Origin of the sequence: Marinobacter bohaiensis (assembly GCF_003258515.1) — a bacterium.
Classification (GTDB): Bacteria; Pseudomonadota; Gammaproteobacteria; order Pseudomonadales; family Oleiphilaceae; genus Marinobacter_A; species Marinobacter_A bohaiensis.
This window is the reverse complement of the sequence record NZ_QGEH01000003.1, coordinates 111,322-130,906: the sequence shown is the minus strand read 5'-3', so window position 1 is coordinate 130,906 and position 19,585 is coordinate 111,322. Positions and strand designations below refer to the sequence as shown.

Genomic DNA, 19,585 nt, shown 5'->3' with positions numbered 1-19,585 from the left:
AACCGCGAACCGCGAGAGGAATTGATCATGAGTAACACACGACTGAATGGCATCATCCAAGCCTTCGAGTCCGGTAACCCGGCCTACATGGCCTTCGCCAAGCTGGACAAGCAGATCGCCATCGAAATGAGCGACTCGCCCTACGACGGCATCGTCTACGAAATGGAACACAACCCATACGATGTCAGCGCGCTGGGTGACGCTCTGCAATACATGCTCAGCCGCAAACAGATCGCTGAGTCGGGCTCCGTGGCTCCCAAAGTGACACCGATCGCCCGCATCCCCGCCAACGGCGCCGAGATGAATCAGAGCTTCGCCAAGCAGGTTCTTGACCGTGGATGCTACGGCGTGATCTGGCCGCATGTCGCCACCGTCGAGCAAGCCTACAACGCCGTCGCCTCGTGCCGCTATGCCCGCCCGAAGAACGCGCCGCTTTACGAGCCTAAAGGTGTGCGCGGCGATGGTCCGGCAAACGCCTCTCGCTACTGGGGGCTGAGCATGCAGGAATACTACGCCAAAGCGGACGTATGGCCACTGGCCCCTCAGGGCGAGATTCTAGTGGGTCTGATGTGCGAGAGCCCCGAAGCGATCGACAACCTGGACGATATCCTCGCCAACGTGCCGGGCATCGGCTTCATCCTGATTGGCGAGGGCGACCTGAGCCAGGCGCTCGGCTTCCCTCGCCAGTACGAGCATCCGGAAGTGCAGGATGCCATGCGCCGTATCGTGGAAACCTGCCACAAGCACAACGTCATAGTCGGCAACCCACATGCCACCGCCAAGAACCATCGGCGGCTGCTAGATGAAGGGTACCGCCTGATGCTTTCAGCACCACGGCGCAGTTACGGCGTCGTTGGCCAGTCCGTCGAGACAGCGGGGTACTGAGCCATGAATGGTGCGGAAAGTTTAGTTGCTACCCTGGTCGACCAGGACGTTGACATTTGTTTTGCCAATCCGGGCACCTCGGAGATGCATTTTCTGGCGGCGCTGGGTGGAAACCCTGAGATGCGCAGCGTTCTGTGTCTGTTCGAGGGCGTGGCCACCGGTGCCGCCGACGGCTGGTATCGCATGAAGGACAAGCCGGCCTCGACACTTCTACATCTCGGGCCCGGCCTGGCCAACGGCCTCGCCAATATTCACAATGCCAAGCGAGCCTCGTCTGGCATGGTTAATATTGTCGGAGAGCACTCGGCATCACACCTCAAATACGACCCGCCGCTGACCTCCGACATCGAGGGCCTGGCGAGACCACTCAGTCACTGGGTGCGCCGTGCCGAATCGTCGGACACCATTGCCTGGGATACCGCACAGGCCGTGGCCAAGGCGAGTGAACACCCAGGGCAGATCGCCACCCTGGTCATGCCCGGTGATACCTCCTGGCAGCCAACCACAGTCGCTCCCGTACTGCCGCCGCTGGCAACGCCCGAGCGCAAAAGGCCGAACGCCGCGCGCGTCGAGCAGGTGGCCAAGGTGTTGCGTTCAGGCGAACCCACACTCATCATCCTGGCCAACAAGGCCACACGTGGAGCCGCACTCGAAAAGGCGGGACGCGTGGCTGCCGCCACCGAAACCCGGCTGGGTTCCCAGTTTTTCACATCCCGTATAGAACGCGGCGCGGGGCGAGTCCCCATAGAGCGCATTCCCTATGCCGTCGCACAGGCAACAGAGTTCCTCAAGGACTTCAGGCACATTGTCACGGTCGAAACCACTGAGCCGGTGGCTTTCTTCTCTTACCCTGACAAGCCCAGCCAGCTTAAAGCTGAGGGGACCCAGGTGCACGCACTCGCCGAGGCCGACGAGGACAGCGAGTTGGCCCTCGACATGTTGCTGCAGGAGCTGGGTGCCACTAACGTCAGCCCGATCATCCAGGAGCGTATCGAGACAGCCGTGCCAACCGGCGCCCTCAACCCCAAGAGCGTCGCCCACGCCTTGGCCGCAGCCCTGCCCGAGCATTGCATCGTCGTCGATGAGTCGCTGACAACCGGGCGCGAGTCCATGGGACTGACCATGGGAGCCCTGCCACACGACCTGATCAACAACATGGGCGGTTCAATCGGATACGCCACACCCGTCGCCACGGGCGCGGCACTGGCCTGCCCGGACCGCCGGGTGTTCTGCATGGTGGGCGATGGCAGCGCCATGTACACGATCCAGTCCCTGTGGACCCAGGCTCGTGAGAACCTGAATGTCACAACGATCATTTTCGCGAATAACAGCTACGCCATTCTCAAGGCCGAGTACGCCAATATGGGCGCCGGGACTCCCGGAGAGCGCGCAATGTCGATGATCGATATCGACCGCCCCAGTATCGACTGGCTCGCCATGGCCAAGAGCATGGGTGTACCCGGCGTCGCCGTGGACACGGCCGAAGCCTTCTACGAGGCCATGGTCAATTCGACTCTGGAACCAGGCCCCAGCCTGATCGAAGTCAGGCTCTGAACTTCCCCCGGCATCCCAAGGAGATCCTCATGGCACTTACACTGCCCACCAACCTCGCCGACTATCCGGTTACCAAAGCAATGAAGGACGGACGCATCACGTCCGACATCGTCGAACTCGATTACTGCGGCCCCAGCCCGGCTCATAACGGCTTCAAGGCCATGGTTCGGGAGAATCTGTTCGACGCCGGCGAACTCGCCATCGTCACCTATCTGCAGGCGAGAGCCTACGGTAAACCCTACGTGTTGCTGCCAGCGCCCATCTCGGGCCGATTCCAGCACCATTGTGCTGGTTTCAACATTGACTTCGGCCACCTTGACCCCAAAGACATCGAGGGCAAGAAAGTCGGCGTTCGCACCTACGCGCAGACCACCGGCCTGTGGATCCGTGGCGTCCTACGTCACGAATACGGCGTGGACCTCGACAAAGTGACCTGGATGACGCTCGGAGACGGGCATCTTGCCGAATACAGCGATCCGAAGAACTGCGTCCGCCTGCCGGCCGGCTCGGACATTCCGCAAATGATGCTCAACGGCGACCTCGATGCGGCCCTGCTCGGCGTCGACATGCCCAAAGATCCACGTGTCCGCACACTCGTCCCCGATGCCCATAACGCCGCCAAGGCCTGGTATGAGCGGGAAGGCTTTGTGCCAATCAACCACATGTTCGTCGTCCACCAGGATATCTCGAGGAAACACCCCGAAGCCGTACGTGAGATCTACCGAATGATCGCCGAAAGCCGTGAACTAACCGAAGGAGGCGCCCCAGAAGTGTTCCCGCCCCTGGGTCTGGAAGCCAACCGCAAGGGGCTGCAGACGGCCATCGATTGGGCCCTCGATCAGAAGATCATTCCCCGTGCCATGTCAGTCGATGAACTTTTCGACGACGTCACCGGCAACCTCGGCTGAACACTACCGTTGCCATGCCTGCTGATGACGGGCAAGCGGCGTTCAAGTACCCGGACGACCGCATGCCCCCATTTCTCAAAGCGCCGAATCTACGCCATCTGCGGATGGTACAGATCGTCGGCAAACTGGGCGGGGTCAGTCGCGCATCGCGGGAACTGCACTCGTCTCAACCAACGGTTACCCAAGCGGTCGCCAACCATGAGATTGATGTTGGTGTAAAGCTATTCGATCGCTGCGTCACCGGTACCTACCCCACCACCGGGGGGCAACAATATCTCCGGAGGCTCGACCGTTTCTTCGACATTCTCGATACGGCGATCGAGCAGATCATGGCGCCCTCTGGCAGCGAACCATCTCTTCGAATACTACCCGTGGAAAGACTGGTGACAGGCACGCAGCTGCGCGCTCTCATAGCCGCGAGCCATCAGTCTCAGCTGCGTGCGACCGCCCGAAGCCTGGGCCGATCACCAACGTCGCTGTTCCGCTCCGCCCGCACACTCGAACGCACGCTTAACAAGCCGTTGTTCGAGCGAACACTGCAGGGGCCTGTCCTCAACAGAACCGGCCAATGCCTGGCACTGGCGTTTCAACGGGCGTTACGCGAAATTGAACTGGCCCGCGGAGAAATTCACATTACGAAGACTCGCGGTGGTCTCGAACTGATCGTTGGAACTTTGCCAATGGCCGGCTCGCATACGCTCGCCGAAGCCGCGCGTCGTTTCGTCACCGCTTATCCCGCCGTCACCTTGCGGCTCGTCTCGGGGGGATACCACAAGCTGATCACAGACCTGACACAGAGCCGGATAGACATGATTTTCGGCCGGCTGGGCAAACCTGACTGGGCACAACAAATCCAGGAAGAAGCCCTCTTCCGGGACAACTATTGCCTGCTTGCACGGCCAGATCACCCTCTCGCAGGGAAAAACCAGGTAACGATCGCTGAGTTGGCATACTTCCAGTGGGTTGTACCGCCCCGGGGAACGCCCAGACGCGCCCGTATCGAAGCCATCTTCGCAGGCACAGGGACATCTCCGCGCTTTCATATCGAGGCGTCGTCGCCAACCATCAGTCGAACACTGCTGCTCGATTCAGACACAATCACCCTCATGCCCCAGTCCGAAGTGAGACAGGACATCGACCTCGGCACCCTGGTTCAACTTCGGTGCACCAACGTCGATCACGTTCTAAGCTGCCACACGCCGTATAAAGGGGTGACCACCCGCAGCGATTGGTTGCCAACCGAAGCGCATACCGCCTTCGTCGATAGCTTACGCCAGGTCACAGCACAATTCGGGCTAGTCCGCCCCCTCGCCCGAGCACGACGCCGCAAGAATGCTGGACACTAGTGAATACCGCCTCGGCAGCCCTGGCAATGCCCGCGCAGCTTCACGCAAGCAGCTTGGCCGCAGCTATCGACGCCGACATATCGGCCACCGCGCCAATCGACTGCTTGCGATTCAGACTCCCCAAGCCGATGTACATGTCCTGCCGGTAGCCAATATCTCTATCGGTCAGCGACAGGTCCGTGGAATACGGTTGCTGGACCTGAATAAAATCCCAGACGGCCTGCGCAGAGCCCCTGTCGAAGCGCTTCTGAGCGCGCTTGCGAGCGTCGAAGAAAGCGTCGTGAGCGGCCGGTGACATCAGGTAACGATAGAGAGCACCGTATGCCGCCATGACCCGGACCAGCCCGTCATGGTTGTCCCTGATCGCAGACTCGGACGCATAAGCGGTCTGAAAAACATACTCCGGTAGCGCGCTCCACATGTCCCCCTCGTCAACCTTCACAACACCATCCTTGTCATTCACATGCGAAACGCTCGAACAACAGGCATCGGCTTCGCCGTTGACCACGGCGCGATAGCAATCGGCGTTGCTTCCCTTGTTAACAAAATTCACCGTCGACGCATCGATTCCTTTTTCTTTCAGAAGTTGCAGCATCAGCGCATGCAAGAGCCCCAGGGGGGCGCCGACGGCTACGGATTTGCCTTCCAGGTCCGAGAGCGTTTTAATCCCGTTGTTCCCGGCATAAACGGTCAGCGACGTTTTCTTCTTGCCGGCACCCACAATCTTGACCCGGGCGCCCTGTTCAATGCGCGATAAGACCCGGTTATACCCCGAAACCATGCAGACATCCGCCTTCCCAGCGACGATGGCGTCAAAGGGACCAGAGGCGCCATGGGTCTCGACGATCTGTGCATCCACACCGAATTGCCCGAAATAGCTCTGTTGGAGCATCAGTGCGTTCAACGTTGCGTTTTCCAGCCCGGGATTGCTGGCAATCCGGATTCGCGGAGCGCCGGCCCTGGCGATCAGCGGTGCAGCGATTCCTCCGGCGGCGAGACTCATTCCGAGAACGCCACTGTTGCACAGGAACTGTCGGCGGTTGTAATTGAACTTCCTGGTCATCGGCACTCTTCTCCAGTTTGTTGTTTTAGTGCCCTCCGAAGAGGCCAGACTGAAAAACAACTCTTTTCGGCCTCTATGAATGAACAGAGGGGATACTAAAGGCTATACACTCGCCGCCGCCCACTACCAATAGGAAAGCCTGCACATACCATCGCCTTTCAGTCGCATGGCTATTCAACAGCCTCAAACCGCGATACGACATCTCTTTATCCACGGCGCTTGCCCCGCACCGTTGATTTTCAAAGCCTGTCACGCTAGTGGTCTAATGTGCCCAGTCACCTCTGGACGTATTTTCCCGACAGCGAAAGGATGGCGTGCCCATGCTCAGACTCTTCCGGATCGATAACGGCCTGATCAAGGAAATGGATGTCTCCCCGGATACCCTGGCGACTGACCTGGACCGGGCCGACTGGATTGACGCCCACGAGCCGGAGGAGGACGAGCGCCCCCTGCTGGAGAAGCTGCTGAGCACCGACGTGCCGGAGCTGGACGAGATGGAGGAAATCGAGGCCTCCGCCCGTTGCTTCGTGGACCAGGCGGGCATTCATGTGCACTCACTGTTCCTGACTCAGTCCGAGGGCCGCCACGTCACCATCTCCGTGGCCTGCATCCTGCAACGGGGCCGGCTGATCACCATCCGCGAGGACGACGTGGCGGACTTCCGGCTGATGCGCATGCGCGCCCGGCGCGGCCAGGTGGAAGCCGGTTCACCGTCGGATTTGCTGGTCACCCTGTTCGAGCAGAAGATGGAGAATCACGCCGACACCCTGGAAGACCTGCACCGGGAGCTGGAGCAGGTCAGCCACCGGGTTCTGGAAGGCGATGACGGGGACGATCTCTACACCGCCATCAGTGACCTGGCGAATCTGGAGGACAGCAACGGCAAGATGCGCCTGTGCCTGATGGACTCCCAGCGGGACATTTCCTTCCTGCTGCGTCACATGCGCCCGACGCCGGAACAGTCCGACACCCTGCGCGAGATCATGCGGGATATCGAAACCCTGATGTCCCACACCACCTTCCTGTTCGACAAGGTGAACTTCCTGATGGATTCCACCCAGGGGTTCATCAACATCCGCCAGAACCAGATTATCAAGATCTTCTCGATTGCCGCCGTGGTGTTCCTGCCGCCGACACTGGTCGCCAGCATCTACGGCATGAACTTCAAGGTGATGCCGGAAATGGACTGGGCCCTGGGCTACCCCATGGCCATCGGGCTGATGATCATGGCGGGGCTGGCGCCCTATCTGTATTTCAAGAAGAAGGGCTGGCTGTAACAACGGCGCTGTTACTCAGGAAAGACCCGACGCCAGTCCTGCTTCATATCGATCACCACCCAGCCCCGCTCGGGCGCTTCATCCAGCGCCTGGTCGAGCTTGCCAATGGACGACTGGCGATCGTAGGCCCACTCCCGCTCGGCGTCGGTATGATGCAACAGCACGCCCAGACGTGGTGTTGTATCCGTGTCGCTGCGGGGAATGGTGGTGTACTGCAGCATTTCCAGGTCGCCGTCGGAGTTGCCCACGGCCATGATCGGGCGACGGCCGATCTGACGATAGATGCCCACCGGCTTGCCCGCCTTGTCGTCCACCAGGACGATGTCGCCGGTCTTGATGATCGTGGGAATGCCGTCGCGCATCTCGAATGTGGCGTCGCCGGTGGTGCCCATCACCTGTTCCGGCGGTATGCCGTAGACGTCCTCGGCGAAGACACGGATAAAGTCGATCCCCCCACCGGACACGATAAAGGTCTTGAAACCATTGGCGCGCAGGTAGTCCATCAACTCCAGCATGGGCTGATAGATCAGGTCTGTGTAGGCTGTGCCTTTTGTCGGGTGTTTGCTGGTCGCCAGCCACTGCGCCACCGAGTCGGTGAACGCCTCGCCCGTCACGTCGGAATGGGTGGCGAGCAACACTTTCATGACGCCTTCCATGCCGCTGGCCATCAAGCCTTTCACATCGCCGTCGATCGCGCTCTTGAACGGCTCGGTGTCGTGCCACTCCGGATGCTCCGGCGCCAGGTCACGAACCCGGTCCAGGGCGTAGATGGCCTGGAAATACAGGGGCTGTTCAGCCCAGAGCGTGCCGTCGTTGTCGAAGGTGGCAATGCGCCCGGCGGGGGACACGTAATCGGCAGATTCCTCGTTGGTAACTTTCTGGACAAAGCCAATGATCGCCGATCGGGCCTGACCGTCGTTCCAGGACGGCAACGGGTCATCGCCCGCCGATTGCGCGACGGCCACCGCGCAGAACGGAAACAGGATGAGTGCATGAACGAGCCGGAGGCAAAGCCCCTGCAATGGCCGCCCATGTGCTGATAGGCCTGCTGATCGAGGTGTCATGGAAAGTCTCCCTGGGACGTTAGGCCGCCAACCTGCTGGACATTCGTCAGCGATGACTTCGCGCTATCGCCGCCGTCACTGGCAGCATCGACTTTTCAGTCTAGTCGGAAATCAACAAGGCAGGAGGCGTACCCGGGCAGGAAGGATGATTCGTTAACCCGCCAGCGCCATGCGCCGCCGCGCCCGGTGGGAGGCACCGTTCTGCAAGGCCCAGCGCAAGGTTCCGGCCAACGGTTTCATGCTCCGCTCCACCAGTTTCCTCTGCAGCGTGCTGCGCTGCAGCCCCGCCCGGGCGCGGGCCCAGTCCGGCAGCAGGTCGATTCCCGCCTGCACCATCAATCGGCCCACCGGACGGGTGGTCAGGTTGGGCGCCGGCGCGGTGCGCAGCAACTGCAATACCTCGGCCGTGCGCTCGTCGAAAACGAGCTCAGGCGCCATATTTTCCAGATAAGTTTCCACCGCCTGCCGGGACCGGGGCACATCGTGCGCCCCCAGAGCCTCGGCGATACGCGCCACCTCATCGAAATAGCGATCCTGGTCGGCCCGGCTCAAATCCGGATTGCGGTAACGCAGATAGGCTTCCAGGAAGCTGCGCATTTCCGCCACATGCACCCAGACCAGCAGTTCAGGATCGCTGGCCGCGTAGGGGCGACCGTCCGGCGCGACGCCGGTGATGCCCGCGTGAATCCGGCGCACCCGTTCGATCAGGCGTTCGGCGTCGGCGGTCGCGGCGAACGTGGTGCCGGCAATGAACTGGCTGGTGCGGCGCAGACGGCCCAACATGTCCTCACGGAAGTTGGAGTGGTCCCACACGCCGGCCAGGGCGAGCGGGTGCATCATCTGCAGCATCAGGGCGCCGATGCCGCCGCAGAGCATGGATGGGAAGTCCGCGTGCACTTGCCAGCAAACGCTGCCAGGGCCGAATAATCCCGGATCTCCCGGCGGCTGCTCGTAGTCGATGCCGCCCAGAGATAGCCCGGAAAGGGCCATGATCTGCTGTTCGACGCGCGCTCTCAATATGTCCATCGCCTTGTGTCCAGCCACTTCCCATCAACGTCAGGTAGCGGGCCCGATCCGCCCTACGGTTCTGTACGAGCGGCGGGCCGGATCGTCCCAGTGCGCCGGCGCCTTCAGAACAGGCGAACCCCGTTCTCCACCGGCTGATCCGGCGACACCAGCACCACGGCGCCGTCGCGATCGGGGACGCCGGTCACCAGACACTCGGAGCGCATCGGGCCAATCTGTTTGGGCGGGAAGTTGGTCACCGCCAGGACCTGTCGGCCCACCAGTTCCTCGCGGCTGTAGTGATCCGTGATCTGGGCGCTGGATTTACGCACGCCGATTTCCGGCCCGAAGTCCACCTGCAGCTTGTAGGCCGGGCGCCGGGCTTCAGGAAATTCCAGCACCTCGACGATGGTGCCGACGCGCAGTTCGACTTTCTCGAAATCATTCCAGCTGATGGTGTCTGCTTCCTGTTGCGACATGGCTTCACTCCCTAATGGCAAAATTCACAGGCTGCCGGCTATCCCGTCAGGTTCATTCGCTGACCGACGGTTTATCGTTGGCGGCTCTGGCCAAGGCGTCACCCCGACTTGCTCTCATGGCGTTCATGGCGTTCATGGGACTCAATAGATCAGTGACTTAACCAGACGGGACACTAGCTTACACGCTGTCCGAGGATTCTGCCTGCGGTGGGCGTCATGATACAGCGCCGGACATCGCATCGATCAACAACGCAAATGCAAATCTTTCTCACTTTTATGTAGAATCACGCACGCGTTCGACATCATGGATGATGGGCGGTTTCCCTTTACCAGGCATCGACTGAAGGCATTGACCAAACCCGGCAGCCGGAGCTGCCCGGATTCCGCCCGCCCTCAAACCCCGGAAGCTTTCAGCACGTGCCGCGACGCGGCACCCATCACTGCATAAGGCTGTACCCATGCACCCCAATCCGATCCAATTTTCACGCCGGTCGCTGGCCACCGCCATCGCCACCGCGTCTTTCCTTGCCCCCTTTGCCGTACAGGCGCAGGACAACAGCGAAGCCACCGCCCTCGACACCATCGTTGTCAGCGACGAACAGAAAGCCGAGGGCGACACCCCGGCGCCGGCCTTTGCCGGCGGCCAGGTCGCCGCCGGTGCCCGCGCCGGTCTGCTGGGCGAACAGGACGCCGCCGACCTGCCTTTCAACGTGGTGAGCTACACCGAAAAGCTGGTGGAAAACCAGCAGGCCGACACCCTGGCGGACGTGCTGGTAAACGACGCCTCCGTCCAGAGCGGCTTTGGTTACGGTAACTACGCGGAGAAGTTCTACATTCGCGGCTTCGAGCTGAACGGCGAGGACATCGCCTACGGCGGCCTGTACGGCGTACTGCCGCGTCAGGTGATCGACATGAGCCTGGCCGGGCGCATTGAGATCTTCAAGGGCGCCAACGCCTTCACCAACGGTATCGCCCCGGGCTCCAGCGGCATCGGCGGCATCGTCAACATCGAGCCCAAGCGCGCCGGCGACGAGCCGCTGACCCGCGTGACCACCGGCTTCGAATCCGACGGTTACGGTGAAGTCGGCCTGGACGTCGCCCGCCGCTTCGGCGACCAAAACCAGTGGGGGACCCGCGTCAGCGCCAAGGCCGGTGACGGCGACACGGCCATCGACGACGAGTCCCGCAGCGTCAGTGCCGCGGCAGCCGGCCTGGACTATCGTGGCGACCGTTTCCGCGCCTCCCTGGATCTGGGCTACCAGAAACAGGAAATCGAAGGCGGCCGCTCCATCGTCTACATCGACGACAGCCTGACCGAAATTCCGGACGCTCCGGACGCCGATACCAACTACGCCCCCGACTGGGCCGGCAGCACCCTGGAAACCACCTTCGCCATGCTGCGCGGCGAGTACGACCTGAACAGCGCCTGGACGGCCTACGCCGCTGTCGGCGGAAACAACACCCACGAATCCGGTGACTACGCCTCGCCCACCGTCACCGACACCGACGGCAGCGCCACCGTATCCCGCCTGACCGTCCCCTACGACGCCAAGAGCATCGGCAGCCAGGCCGGACTGCGCGGGGAGCTGGCCACCGGGCCGGTAAGCCATCAGATCAACCTGGGGTACTCAGGGGTCTACCGCCGCACCAGTTCCGCCTATACCATGTCGCTGACCCCGGCCGATACCAACATCTACAATCCGGCCGATGTCGCCTACCCAGCCACGGAATGGTCCGACGGTGACATGAACGACCCCAACGTGCGCAGCCGGACCCGCACCAACGGCGTGGCCCTGGCCGACACCCTCGGCTTCATCGACGATCGCGTCCTGCTGACCCTGGGTACGCGCTACCAGGAAGTGGAGGTCACGAACTACGACTACCAGGGCGCGTTCAGCGACCGCGCCGCCGACTACACCATGACCCCGGCCTACGGCCTGGTCGTGAAGCCGTTCGAAGGCGTCTCCCTGTACGCCAACCACATGGAATCGCTGCTGCCGGGCGAACAGGCGCCCTCAGGCACCTACGTCAACGGCAGTTATGTCGCCATCAGCAACGCCGGTCACGTCCTCGGCGTGGTTGAAGCCAAGCAGACCGAGGTCGGCGCCAAGTTTGACTACGGCACCATCGGTGGCTCGGTCAGCGCCTTCCAGATCGAGAAGCCGGTGGCCGCGGTCAGCAGCGACGACAGCACTTACGAGTACTACGGCGAGCAGCGCAACCGGGGCGTGGAAGTCAACGTCTACGGCCAGCCTCTCGACAACGTTCGCCTGCTGGCCAGCGCGGTCTGGCTGGACCCGGAAATCACCAACTCGGTCGATGAAAACCTGGAAGGCAAAGATGCCATCGGCGTGCCGGAATACCGCTACGTCCTGGGCGGCGAGTGGGATATGCCCTTCCTGCGCCACCTGACGGCACTGGGCAAGGTCGTGCATAACGGGCCGCAGTACGCCGACAGCGAGAACGAGCTGGAGGTCGACGCCTGGACCCGTGTCGATCTGGGCCTGCGCTACGAAATGCCGGTGAACAGCACCAACATTGTCTGGCGCTTCAATGTGGAGAACGTCGCCAACGAGAACTACTGGGCGTCCGCATCCTCCAGCGGTTACCTGACCCAGGGCGATCCGCGCACCTACAAGGTATCGGCGGAATTCAACTTCTAGGCCGGCCTCTGGCACCGCCCGGGCGGGCGGTGCCCTTCCGCTTTTATTGCCCTGCCCCTGACACAGTCCTGCCCCATCGCGCCGCCGGCGCCCATTCCGCTTACAGCTTGCGCAAACGCCACAGGAAGAAGCCGCCGCCAATCAGCGCGGACACCAGACCCGCCGGCAGTTCCTCGGGAAACAACACCTGCCGCCCCAGCCAGTCGGCACCAACCATCAGCACCGCGCCCAGCAGGGCCGCACCGATCACCTGCTCACGGGCGCGGGCAAACCCCAGCAGTCGCGCCAGATGCGGCGCCAACAGGCCGACGAAACTCAGCGGCCCGACGATCAGCGTTGCACAGGCGGTGAGGAAAGCGACGAGACCCAGCAGCGCGAGACGCGCCCGGTCCACGTTCACCCCCAGGGCCCGGGCCGAGGTGGCGCCCAGCGGCAACAACTCCAGCCAGCGCCGCAACTGCGGCAGGATCAGCGCCATCACAATCGCCAGGATCACCACCGGTATCGCTCCGGAGAGGGTGACGTAATAGGTGGAACCGGACATCCAGGCGGTCAGTTGCTGGCCGCGCGGATCGCCGTTGGCCAGGATCAGGGTGCGCAGGGGTTCGAACAACGCGGTGATGGCGATGCCGGTCAGCAGCATGCGATCCGGCTGGAAACCGCTGCGCCGGTTCAGGAACAGCAGCACCGCCAGGGTCGCCAGGGCGCTGAGAAAGCCGGCCACCACCAGCGTCGGCATGCCCACGCCGGGGACCGTCATAATCACCACGATCAAACCGATGGCGGTGCCGCCGCTGATGCCCAGGACCTCGGGACTGGCCATGGGATTGGCCGACACCCGCTGTACCAGCGTGCCGGCCAGCGCCAGCAGGGTGCCAGCCCCGGCGGCCGCCAAAACCCGCGGCAGGCGCCACTGCTGAATGGCATCCCACTGGGTCCAGGCCGCAAGCTGCCAGCCGTCCATGCCCCGGTTCAACACCAGCGCCATGATCGTGGCCAGCACCAACAGGACGCCGACGTGCCACAGCCGAACGCGTCCGCCCAGACCGGCGCCGACGCTCTGTTTTTCCGTGCTCGGTACGCGACCGGTGCCATGGGTCAGACGACGAATCAGCCACAGCAGTATCGGCGCTCCCAGGGCACCGGTCATGGCGCCGGTGGGGATCAAGGTCGGCAAGGTGTCGGCCAGGTTGAGCAACAACAGGTCCGTGGCCAGGAGCAGCAACGCCCCCAGAACCGGCGCCCAGAACAGCCGCTGGCCCAGGGTGCGCGCGCCGAGCAGGCGCACGATGGCCGGCGCCGCCAGACCGACGAAGCCGATAATGCCGACCGTGCCCACCACGCAACCGGTGATGAATACCGCCAGCCCCAGCCCGAAGAACCGCAGCTTGCGCAGGGACACACCCAGGCTCTGCGCCTGGGTCGCGCCCACATCCAGCACCGCCAGCGGACGCACCAGCATCGCGGCGAGGAGGCCGGACACCACCAGTTCCGGCAGCAGCCCGATCACGCCGTCCCAGTCATTCTGGGACAGGGAGCCGGCGGCCCACACCATCACACCCTGCAGGGCATCCGGATGAAACAGGACCAGCGTGGTGGACAGTGCGCCCAGGTACAGGTTGATCACCAGTCCCGCCAGCACCACCACCAGCGGCGCCAGACCGCTGCGCCAGGACAGCGCAAACACCAGCAGCAGCGCAAGACCGCCGCCGGCCATGGCGACCCATTGCGAGCCCAGGGCCATCAGGCCCGGCGCGTAGAGCGTCGCCAGCAGCATCGCCAACTGCGCCCCACTGGCCACGCCGAGGGTGGTGGGCGACGCCAGCGGGTTGCGCAGGGTCTGTTGCATCAGGGTACCGGCCAGCCCCAGGGCCGCTCCGGCCAGCAACGCAATCGACAACCGCGGCAGCCAGCTGTAGTGAACCAGGGTCAGGCGGATGCTGTCGGCACTGTTGGAAAGCAGCGTGGCGGGCCAGGCCATGGGTGAAACTGACGGCAACTGGTGCGCCAGCGAGAAGCCGGCCAGCACCAGGCAGGCCAGCGCCAGCAGCCCACAGGCCCGCCCCGGCGTCCATCGCAACACAGCCGCCGTCATTGGTCTTCCTCCAGCAGGGCGTTCGCCAGCAGGTCGGCGAAACGAGCCGCGGACGACGGCCCGCCGAAACTCCACACCGCCGGCAGGGTCAGCACGCCGTGGGCCTGGACCGCTGGCAGACGCCGCCAGACCGGGCTGTCCGACAGGGCCTCGGCGGCGCCTTGAGGTACGGGTTCGACCACCACCAGTTGGGCCTCGTTTACCGTCGCCAGGGCTTCCACGCCCACGTTGGCGAAGCCCCAGTGATTGGTCTGGCCGGGCCAGGCGTTGGCGATGCCCAGCCGCTGCAGCACCATGTCGAACAGGCTGTTGTCGCCATAGACCCGCACGTGACGATCGTCGATCAGTTGCACCACCAGCAGCGGGCGCTGTTGGGTTCGATCGAACGCGTTGCGCAGTTGATCCAGACGGTGATCGAGCCCCGCCAGCAACGTCCGCGCCTGCGTCCCTCGCCCGACGCGCCTGCCAAGCCGAAGGGTGATGTCCTGCATCCGCTGCCACAGGTCGCCGCCCGGGCCGTACATGGTCATGGATTCCACCGGGCCAATCTGCGACACCACCGGCTCCAGCGCGCCGTAGAGCGGTGAGATCAGGATGAAGTCCAGGTTCAGGCCGGCCAGCAGTTCCCGGTTGGGCTGGGAACGCAGACCGATGTCGATCACCTCCGGCGGCAGCGCGGGCGCCTCCACCCAGCGGCGATAGCCGTCGGTCTCAGCCACGCCAACAGGGGTGACGCCCAGGGCCAGCAGGGTTTCGGTGAGGGTCCAGTCCACGGTGGCAATACGGGGCGCATCGCTGGCATGGGCCGTCGCGGACAGCATCAGCACCAGAACGGCGAAAAGTGGACGCAGGAAACATCGAAACATCGGGAAGCCTTGTCATCAGTGCCGGGACGTCGGCGGACCGGGGTCGTGATCGGGAGTCAACTCGCGCGGGCGCCGCGCGCCGGCGCTCCAAGATACCGGAATCGCCCGGGATTTCAATGATAGTGATTCTCAGTTGCGGACCTGGATCAAGTACCGACAACCCGCCCGGTGCCGTTTTCAGTCTTTTCCATGTCGCGCCTGTCCATACTGGCAACGACAATACAGCCCACATTAGAGCCATCTGAAACCGCAACAGCTAGGAGGCGGCGATGGCGATCCAGTTCGAACAGGCACTGCAGGACTACCCTCACCAGCGCGCCGGTGCCGCGCGCCAGCCCGACGGTGTCGACCAGTCCGACCGGCGGGTTCCGATCAACCTGCGCCAGTCCGGGCCGACACCGGTGGAAATGCTGATTTCCACCCGGGTGCGCAAGTCCCCCTACTGGCATCTGTCCTACGAGGCCGGCTGCTGGCGTGCGACGGTGTACAACCGCATGTACCACCCGCGCGGCTACGTCCACCCGGAAGACGGTGGCGCCATGGTCGAATACGACTCGCTGGTGCACGACGTCACCCTCTGGAACGTGGCGGTGGAGCGCCAGATCCAGGTCAAGGGGCCGGACGCGGAAGCCTTCGTGAATTACGTGATCACGCGCGACGCCACCAGGATCAAGCCCATGCGCGGCAAGTACGTGATCCTCTGCAACGAGGACGGCGGCATCCTCAACGACCCGGTACTGCTGCGCATCGCCGAGGACGAGTTCTGGTTCTCCCTGTCCGACAGCGACCTGGAACTGTGGCTACGGGGCGTGAACCTGGGCAAACGTTTCGACGTCAGCATCGCCGAGATCGACGTGGCACCGGTGCAGATCCAGGGCCCCAAGTCGGAAGCTCTGATGGTGGACCTGTTCGGCGACGAGGTGCGCCAGCTCCCCTACTACGGCCTGATGGCGGGCCAGGTGGCCGGGCATGACGTGATCGTCTCCCAGACCGGCTTCACTGGTGAGAAGGGCTACGAGATCTATCTGCGTGACGCCACGCTCCACGCCGAGGATCTCTGGTACACCGTGCTGCGTGCTGGTGAACCGCACAACCTGCGGGTGATCGCGCCCGCGCATCATCGCCGGATCGCCGCGGGCATCCTCTCCTGGGGACAGGACATCGACCAGGAAACCCTGCCCTTCCAGTGCAACCTGGCCTACCAGGTACCGCGCAACAAGGAAGCGGACTACATCGGCAAGGCGCATCTGGAAGCGGTACGCGCCCAGATCGAGGCGGGTCAGCCGCCGTTCCGGCAGATCATGGTGGGCCTGGCCTTCGGCGGCACACCGGTGACCGACTACGCCAACGATTTCTGGCTGATCAGCGAGTCACCCGGCGCCGACGCAGTGGGCTACGTGACCTCGCCCTGGTACTCGCCGGAGCTGCAAAGCAACATCGCGCTGGGCTACGTGCCTTACGAGTTGCGCCATCTGGGCACCGCGGTAACCGTGAAGCTACCGCCGGAATACGCGGCCCCCGATGGCTCGCTGGAAGTGGCGGCGACGGTCGTGGAAGTGCCCTTCCGGCCCTCGGTGAACCCGAACGCCCGTGAGCGCGCCCGGTCCAAGGGCATCGACTTCGCCGACTGACGCGGTGCGACCGCAAGGGGTGATTGCGTGATGGAACTGGTGCACGAACAGCAACCCGATCCGGCCACCGCCAGCGCCTGCGACCAGGTGCTGGCCACTCTGGCGCGCGGCGCCTCCATCGAGCTGACGCCGCGCCAGATCCAGGCCACGGATGATCTGCAGGACTGGCTGTCGCCGGGCACGTCGGTCTACGTGCCCTTCCTGCCCAACGCCGACTACGGCGCCAGCATCGAGGCCTGCCAGCGACTGGTGAACCTGGGCCTGGTGCCGGTGCCCCACTTCCCGGCACGGGCGATCGAAAGCCACCTGCAGGCGCAGGAATGGCTGGACCGGCTGGATCTGGCCGGCGTGCGCCACCTGATGGTGATCGCCGGCGACCGTCCCAGCCCGGCCGGCCCGTTCGCCGACTCGCTGGCGCTGCTGACCGCCGGGGTGCTGCGGGACAAACCCTTCGCCCTGGGGGTGGCCGGTCACCCGGACGGCCACCCGGTGGCGGGGCACCCGGAGCTGATGGAGGCGCTGCGCATCAAGCGGGATTACGCAGCCGCTACCGACACGGCCATGTGGGTGGTCACCCAGTTCACGTTCGAGGCGGACATCTGCATCGACTGGCTGGAAGCGGCGGAACAGTATCTCTCGCCCCTGCCGGTGTACGTCGGCCTGGCCGGGCCCACCAAGCTGCGCACGCTGATGGCCTACGCCGCCCAGTGCGGTGTCGGCGTGTCCGCGCGGGCGTTGCTGCGGCATCCGGAAACCGCCCGGCTGCTGCGCGCCTGGACACCCGACGGACTGGTCCATGCCCTGGCCCGCCACCAGGTGGAACAGCCCATGACACTGTTCCGGGGCATCCACATCTTCCCGTTTGGCGGCCTCAAGCGCGCTTCCGAGTGGCTGACCGGCCTGGAACAGGAAGCGTCACAGCGGCATCAGGCGGCGAACCGCAACAGTCTCTGAGGCGGTTTGCGCAACCGGACCCCTGAGTCCAGCTCAGGCCAGGAGGACACCACCGTGAGCCTTCAATACAACGAACAACCCAGCCTCGCGCCCCTGGCCCGGGAGCTGCCGCCGCCGGGTACACCGGACATAGAGATCGCCCGGGCGGTACAGCCCCAGTCGATCCTGCTGCTGGCCCAGCAGCGCTTTGGCCTGCCGGCGGACAGCCTGGTGCCGTTCGGCCACTACAAGGCCAAGATCAACATGAAGCACGTGGGTCTGCCGGACCCGGCCCACAACGGGAAGCTGGTACTGGTCACCGCCATGACGCCGACCCCGGCCGGCGAGGGCAAGACCACCACCAGCGTGGGTCTGAACGACGGCCTGAACCGCCTCGGCGCGCGCTCGTCGGTGTGTCTGCGTGAACCGTCGCTGGGCCCCTGTTTCGGTATGAAAGGCGGTGCCGCCGGCGGTGGCCGGGCGCAGGTGATCCCCATGGAGGACATCAACCTGCACTTCAACGGTGACTTCCACGCCATCACCGCCGCCCACAACCTGCTGGCCTCGCTGATCGACAACCACATCCACTGGGGGAACGAGGCGGACCTGGACATCCGCACCATCACCTGGCGCCGGGTCATGGACCTGAACGACCGCGCCCTGCGCAACCTGGTGGTGGGTCTGGGGGGCGGCGCGCACGGCGTACCCCGGGAAACCGGCTTCGATATCACGGTGGCCTCGGAGCTGATGGCCATCCTCTGCATGGCGGACAACACCGCCGACCTGCAGGCCCGGCTGGGGCGCATCATCGTCGGACGGCGCCGGGACCAGTCGCCGGTCACCGTGGCGCAACTGGGCGCCGACGGCGCCATGGCGATCCTGCTGCGCGACGCCCTGCAGCCCAACCTGGTGCAGAGCCTGGAGCACAATCCAGTGTTCATCCACGGCGGGCCGTTTGCCAACATCGCCCACGGCTGCAACTCAGTGATGGCCACCCGCTACGCCCTCAACCTGAACGACATCGTCGTGACCGAAGCGGGCTTCGGTGCCGATCTCGGGGCGGAGAAGTTCATCGACATCAAATGCCGCCAGAGCGGCCTGCGGCCGGACGCGGTGGTGCTGGTCTGCACCGTGCGCGCCCTGAAGATGCAGGGCGGCGTGGCCCGCAAACAGCTCGACACGCCGGATGTAGCGGCCGTGTACGCCGGCGGCGCCAACCTGACACGGCATATCCGCAACCTGCTGAGTTTCGGGCTGACACCAGTGGTGGCGATCAACCACTTCCCCGGTGACACCGAAGCGGAGGTGGAGGCGGTACGCGACCTGTGCCGCGACTGGCAGGTCCCGGCGGTGGTGGCCAGTCACTGGGCGGAAGGCGGCGACGGCGCCACCGAACTGGCCCAGGCGGTGCTCGACCAGTTGGCCCAGGGCTCACCCGACGTGCAGCTGCTGTACCCGGACTGCGCCTCCCTGCAAGACAAGATCGAAACCATCGCCACCCGGGTCTATGACGCAGCCGGGATCGACGTGTCCACGGCCGCGGCGCGGCAACTGGCGGATTTCGAACAGATGGGCTTCGGCCACCTGCCGGTGTGCATCGCCAAGACCCAGTACAGTTTCTCCGCCGATCCCAACCGGCGCGGCGCACCGACGGGCCACGTGCTGCCTGTGCGCGAGGCGCGGCTGTGCGCCGGTGCGGGTTTCGTGGTGGCCATCTGCGGCGACATCATGACCATGCCGGGGTTGCCCCGGCACCCGGCCGCACTGAACATGGGGCTCAATGCCGATGGCGATATCTACGGCCTGGTTTGATGCC

Annotated in this window: 15 protein-coding genes; 9 read left to right on the top strand and 6 right to left on the bottom strand. The window is 64.0% G+C overall.

Going from position 1 to position 19,585, the window contains the following annotated elements; all coding sequences use genetic code 11:
* Nucleotides 1-27: 27 nt before the first annotated feature.
* Genes DKK67_RS15415 through DKK67_RS15400 form a run of 4 tightly spaced genes read left to right on the top strand, consistent with a single transcriptional unit; the run spans nt 28 to nt 4,693 of the window.
* Nucleotides 28-885: an HpcH/HpaI aldolase family protein gene (locus DKK67_RS15415; protein ID WP_111497399.1), complete on the top strand. Its 858-nt coding sequence runs from the start codon at nt 28-30 to the stop codon at nt 883-885.
* A gap of 3 nt (nt 886-888) precedes the next feature.
* Entirely contained in the window at nt 889-2,439 is a 1,551-nt protein-coding gene (locus DKK67_RS15410) for an acetolactate synthase large subunit (RefSeq protein WP_111497398.1), read from the top strand.
* A gap of 29 nt (nt 2,440-2,468) precedes the next feature.
* The gene (locus DKK67_RS15405; RefSeq protein ID WP_111497397.1) at nt 2,469-3,347 is read left to right on the top strand and encodes a substrate-binding domain-containing protein; all 879 of its coding nucleotides are present in this window, start codon (nt 2,469-2,471) and stop codon (nt 3,345-3,347) included.
* 14 nt (nt 3,348-3,361) lie between these two features.
* Nucleotides 3,362-4,693, top strand: coding sequence for a LysR family transcriptional regulator (locus tag DKK67_RS15400; protein WP_111497396.1), 1,332 nt, complete (start codon nt 3,362-3,364; stop codon nt 4,691-4,693).
* A gap of 40 nt (nt 4,694-4,733) precedes the next feature.
* On the opposite strand, the gene DKK67_RS15395 is transcribed toward DKK67_RS15400, so the two are convergent.
* Nucleotides 4,734-5,756, bottom strand: a complete 1,023-nt coding sequence (locus tag DKK67_RS15395; RefSeq protein WP_111497395.1) for an ABC transporter substrate-binding protein — start codon at nt 5,754-5,756, stop codon at nt 4,734-4,736.
* Nucleotides 5,757-6,076: 320 nt separating this feature from the next.
* Between DKK67_RS15395 and corA the strand changes: the two genes are divergently transcribed.
* A complete protein-coding gene (corA, locus tag DKK67_RS15390) occupies nt 6,077-7,033 on the top strand; it encodes a magnesium/cobalt transporter CorA (RefSeq protein ID WP_111497394.1) in 957 nt (318 codons plus the stop codon).
* An 11-nt stretch (nt 7,034-7,044) separates the two neighbouring features.
* Here the strand turns inward: corA and DKK67_RS15385 are convergent, their stop codons facing one another.
* From DKK67_RS15385 to DKK67_RS15375, 3 genes are all read right to left on the bottom strand, one after another.
* Nucleotides 7,045-8,097 (bottom strand): HAD family hydrolase, encoded by a 1,053-nt coding sequence (locus tag DKK67_RS15385; RefSeq protein ID WP_111497393.1) that lies wholly within the window; start codon nt 8,095-8,097, stop codon nt 7,045-7,047.
* Nucleotides 8,098-8,250: 153 nt separating this feature from the next.
* A complete protein-coding gene (locus DKK67_RS15380) occupies nt 8,251-9,123 on the bottom strand; it encodes an oxygenase MpaB family protein (RefSeq protein ID WP_111497392.1) in 873 nt (290 codons plus the stop codon).
* 104 nt (nt 9,124-9,227) lie between these two features.
* Nucleotides 9,228-9,581 (bottom strand): tRNA-binding protein, encoded by a 354-nt coding sequence (locus DKK67_RS15375; RefSeq protein WP_111497391.1) that lies wholly within the window; start codon nt 9,579-9,581, stop codon nt 9,228-9,230.
* A gap of 458 nt (nt 9,582-10,039) precedes the next feature.
* Between DKK67_RS15375 and DKK67_RS15370 the strand changes: the two genes are divergently transcribed.
* Complete coding sequence (locus DKK67_RS15370) at nt 10,040-12,244, top strand: TonB-dependent receptor (RefSeq protein WP_111497390.1); 2,205 nt, start codon at nt 10,040-10,042, stop codon at nt 12,242-12,244.
* A gap of 100 nt (nt 12,245-12,344) precedes the next feature.
* Here DKK67_RS15370 and fhuB read toward each other — a convergent pair whose 3' ends face one another.
* Both fhuB and DKK67_RS15360 read right to left on the bottom strand, forming a co-directional pair.
* Nucleotides 12,345-14,339, bottom strand: coding sequence for a Fe(3+)-hydroxamate ABC transporter permease FhuB (fhuB, locus tag DKK67_RS15365; protein WP_111497389.1), 1,995 nt, complete (start codon nt 14,337-14,339; stop codon nt 12,345-12,347).
* The gene (locus DKK67_RS15360) at nt 14,336-15,205 is read right to left on the bottom strand and encodes an ABC transporter substrate-binding protein (protein ID WP_111497388.1); all 870 of its coding nucleotides are present in this window, start codon (nt 15,203-15,205) and stop codon (nt 14,336-14,338) included. Before DKK67_RS15360 ends, fhuB begins: the two co-directional genes overlap by 4 nt.
* Before the next feature lie 269 nt (nt 15,206-15,474).
* Here DKK67_RS15360 and DKK67_RS15355 point away from each other — a divergent pair, with 269 nt between their 5' ends.
* The 3 genes from DKK67_RS15355 to DKK67_RS15345 are packed head-to-tail and all read left to right on the top strand — an operon-like array spanning nt 15,475 to nt 19,581.
* Nucleotides 15,475-16,836, top strand: coding sequence for a glycine cleavage T C-terminal barrel domain-containing protein (locus tag DKK67_RS15355; protein WP_111497387.1), 1,362 nt, complete (start codon nt 15,475-15,477; stop codon nt 16,834-16,836).
* Nucleotides 16,837-16,866: 30 nt separating this feature from the next.
* Entirely contained in the window at nt 16,867-17,790 is a 924-nt protein-coding gene (locus DKK67_RS15350) for a methylenetetrahydrofolate reductase (RefSeq protein WP_111497386.1), read from the top strand.
* Nucleotides 17,791-17,844: 54 nt separating this feature from the next.
* A complete protein-coding gene (locus DKK67_RS15345) occupies nt 17,845-19,581 on the top strand; it encodes a formate--tetrahydrofolate ligase (RefSeq protein WP_111497385.1) in 1,737 nt (578 codons plus the stop codon).
* The last annotated feature ends 4 nt before the right edge of the window (nt 19,582-19,585 follow it).

Bases quoted from the DNA above. Each gene is read 5' to 3' on its own strand.
- DKK67_RS15370 (WP_111497390.1), top strand. From the start codon at position 10,040: ATGCACCCCAATCCGATCCAATTTTCACGCCGGTCGCTGGCCACCGCC.
- DKK67_RS15400 (WP_111497396.1), top strand. From the start codon at position 3,362: ATGCCTGCTGATGACGGGCAAGCGGCGTTCAAGTACCCGGACGACCGC.
- DKK67_RS15350 (WP_111497386.1), top strand. From the start codon at position 16,867: ATGGAACTGGTGCACGAACAGCAACCCGATCCGGCCACCGCCAGCGCC.
- fhuB (WP_111497389.1), bottom strand. From the start codon at position 14,339: ATGACGGCGGCTGTGTTGCGATGGACGCCGGGGCGGGCCTGTGGGCTG.
- DKK67_RS15360 (WP_111497388.1), bottom strand. From the start codon at position 15,205: ATGTTTCGATGTTTCCTGCGTCCACTTTTCGCCGTTCTGGTGCTGATG.
- DKK67_RS15410 (WP_111497398.1), top strand. From the start codon at position 889: ATGAATGGTGCGGAAAGTTTAGTTGCTACCCTGGTCGACCAGGACGTT.
- DKK67_RS15415 (WP_111497399.1), top strand. From the start codon at position 28: ATGAGTAACACACGACTGAATGGCATCATCCAAGCCTTCGAGTCCGGT.
- DKK67_RS15395 (WP_111497395.1), bottom strand. From the start codon at position 5,756: ATGACCAGGAAGTTCAATTACAACCGCCGACAGTTCCTGTGCAACAGT.
- DKK67_RS15385 (WP_111497393.1), bottom strand. From the start codon at position 8,097: ATGACACCTCGATCAGCAGGCCTATCAGCACATGGGCGGCCATTGCAG.
- DKK67_RS15375 (WP_111497391.1), bottom strand. From the start codon at position 9,581: ATGTCGCAACAGGAAGCAGACACCATCAGCTGGAATGATTTCGAGAAA.
- DKK67_RS15355 (WP_111497387.1), top strand. From the start codon at position 15,475: ATGGCGATCCAGTTCGAACAGGCACTGCAGGACTACCCTCACCAGCGC.
- DKK67_RS15405 (WP_111497397.1), top strand. From the start codon at position 2,469: ATGGCACTTACACTGCCCACCAACCTCGCCGACTATCCGGTTACCAAA.
- corA (WP_111497394.1), top strand. From the start codon at position 6,077: ATGCTCAGACTCTTCCGGATCGATAACGGCCTGATCAAGGAAATGGAT.
- DKK67_RS15380 (WP_111497392.1), bottom strand. From the start codon at position 9,123: ATGGACATATTGAGAGCGCGCGTCGAACAGCAGATCATGGCCCTTTCC.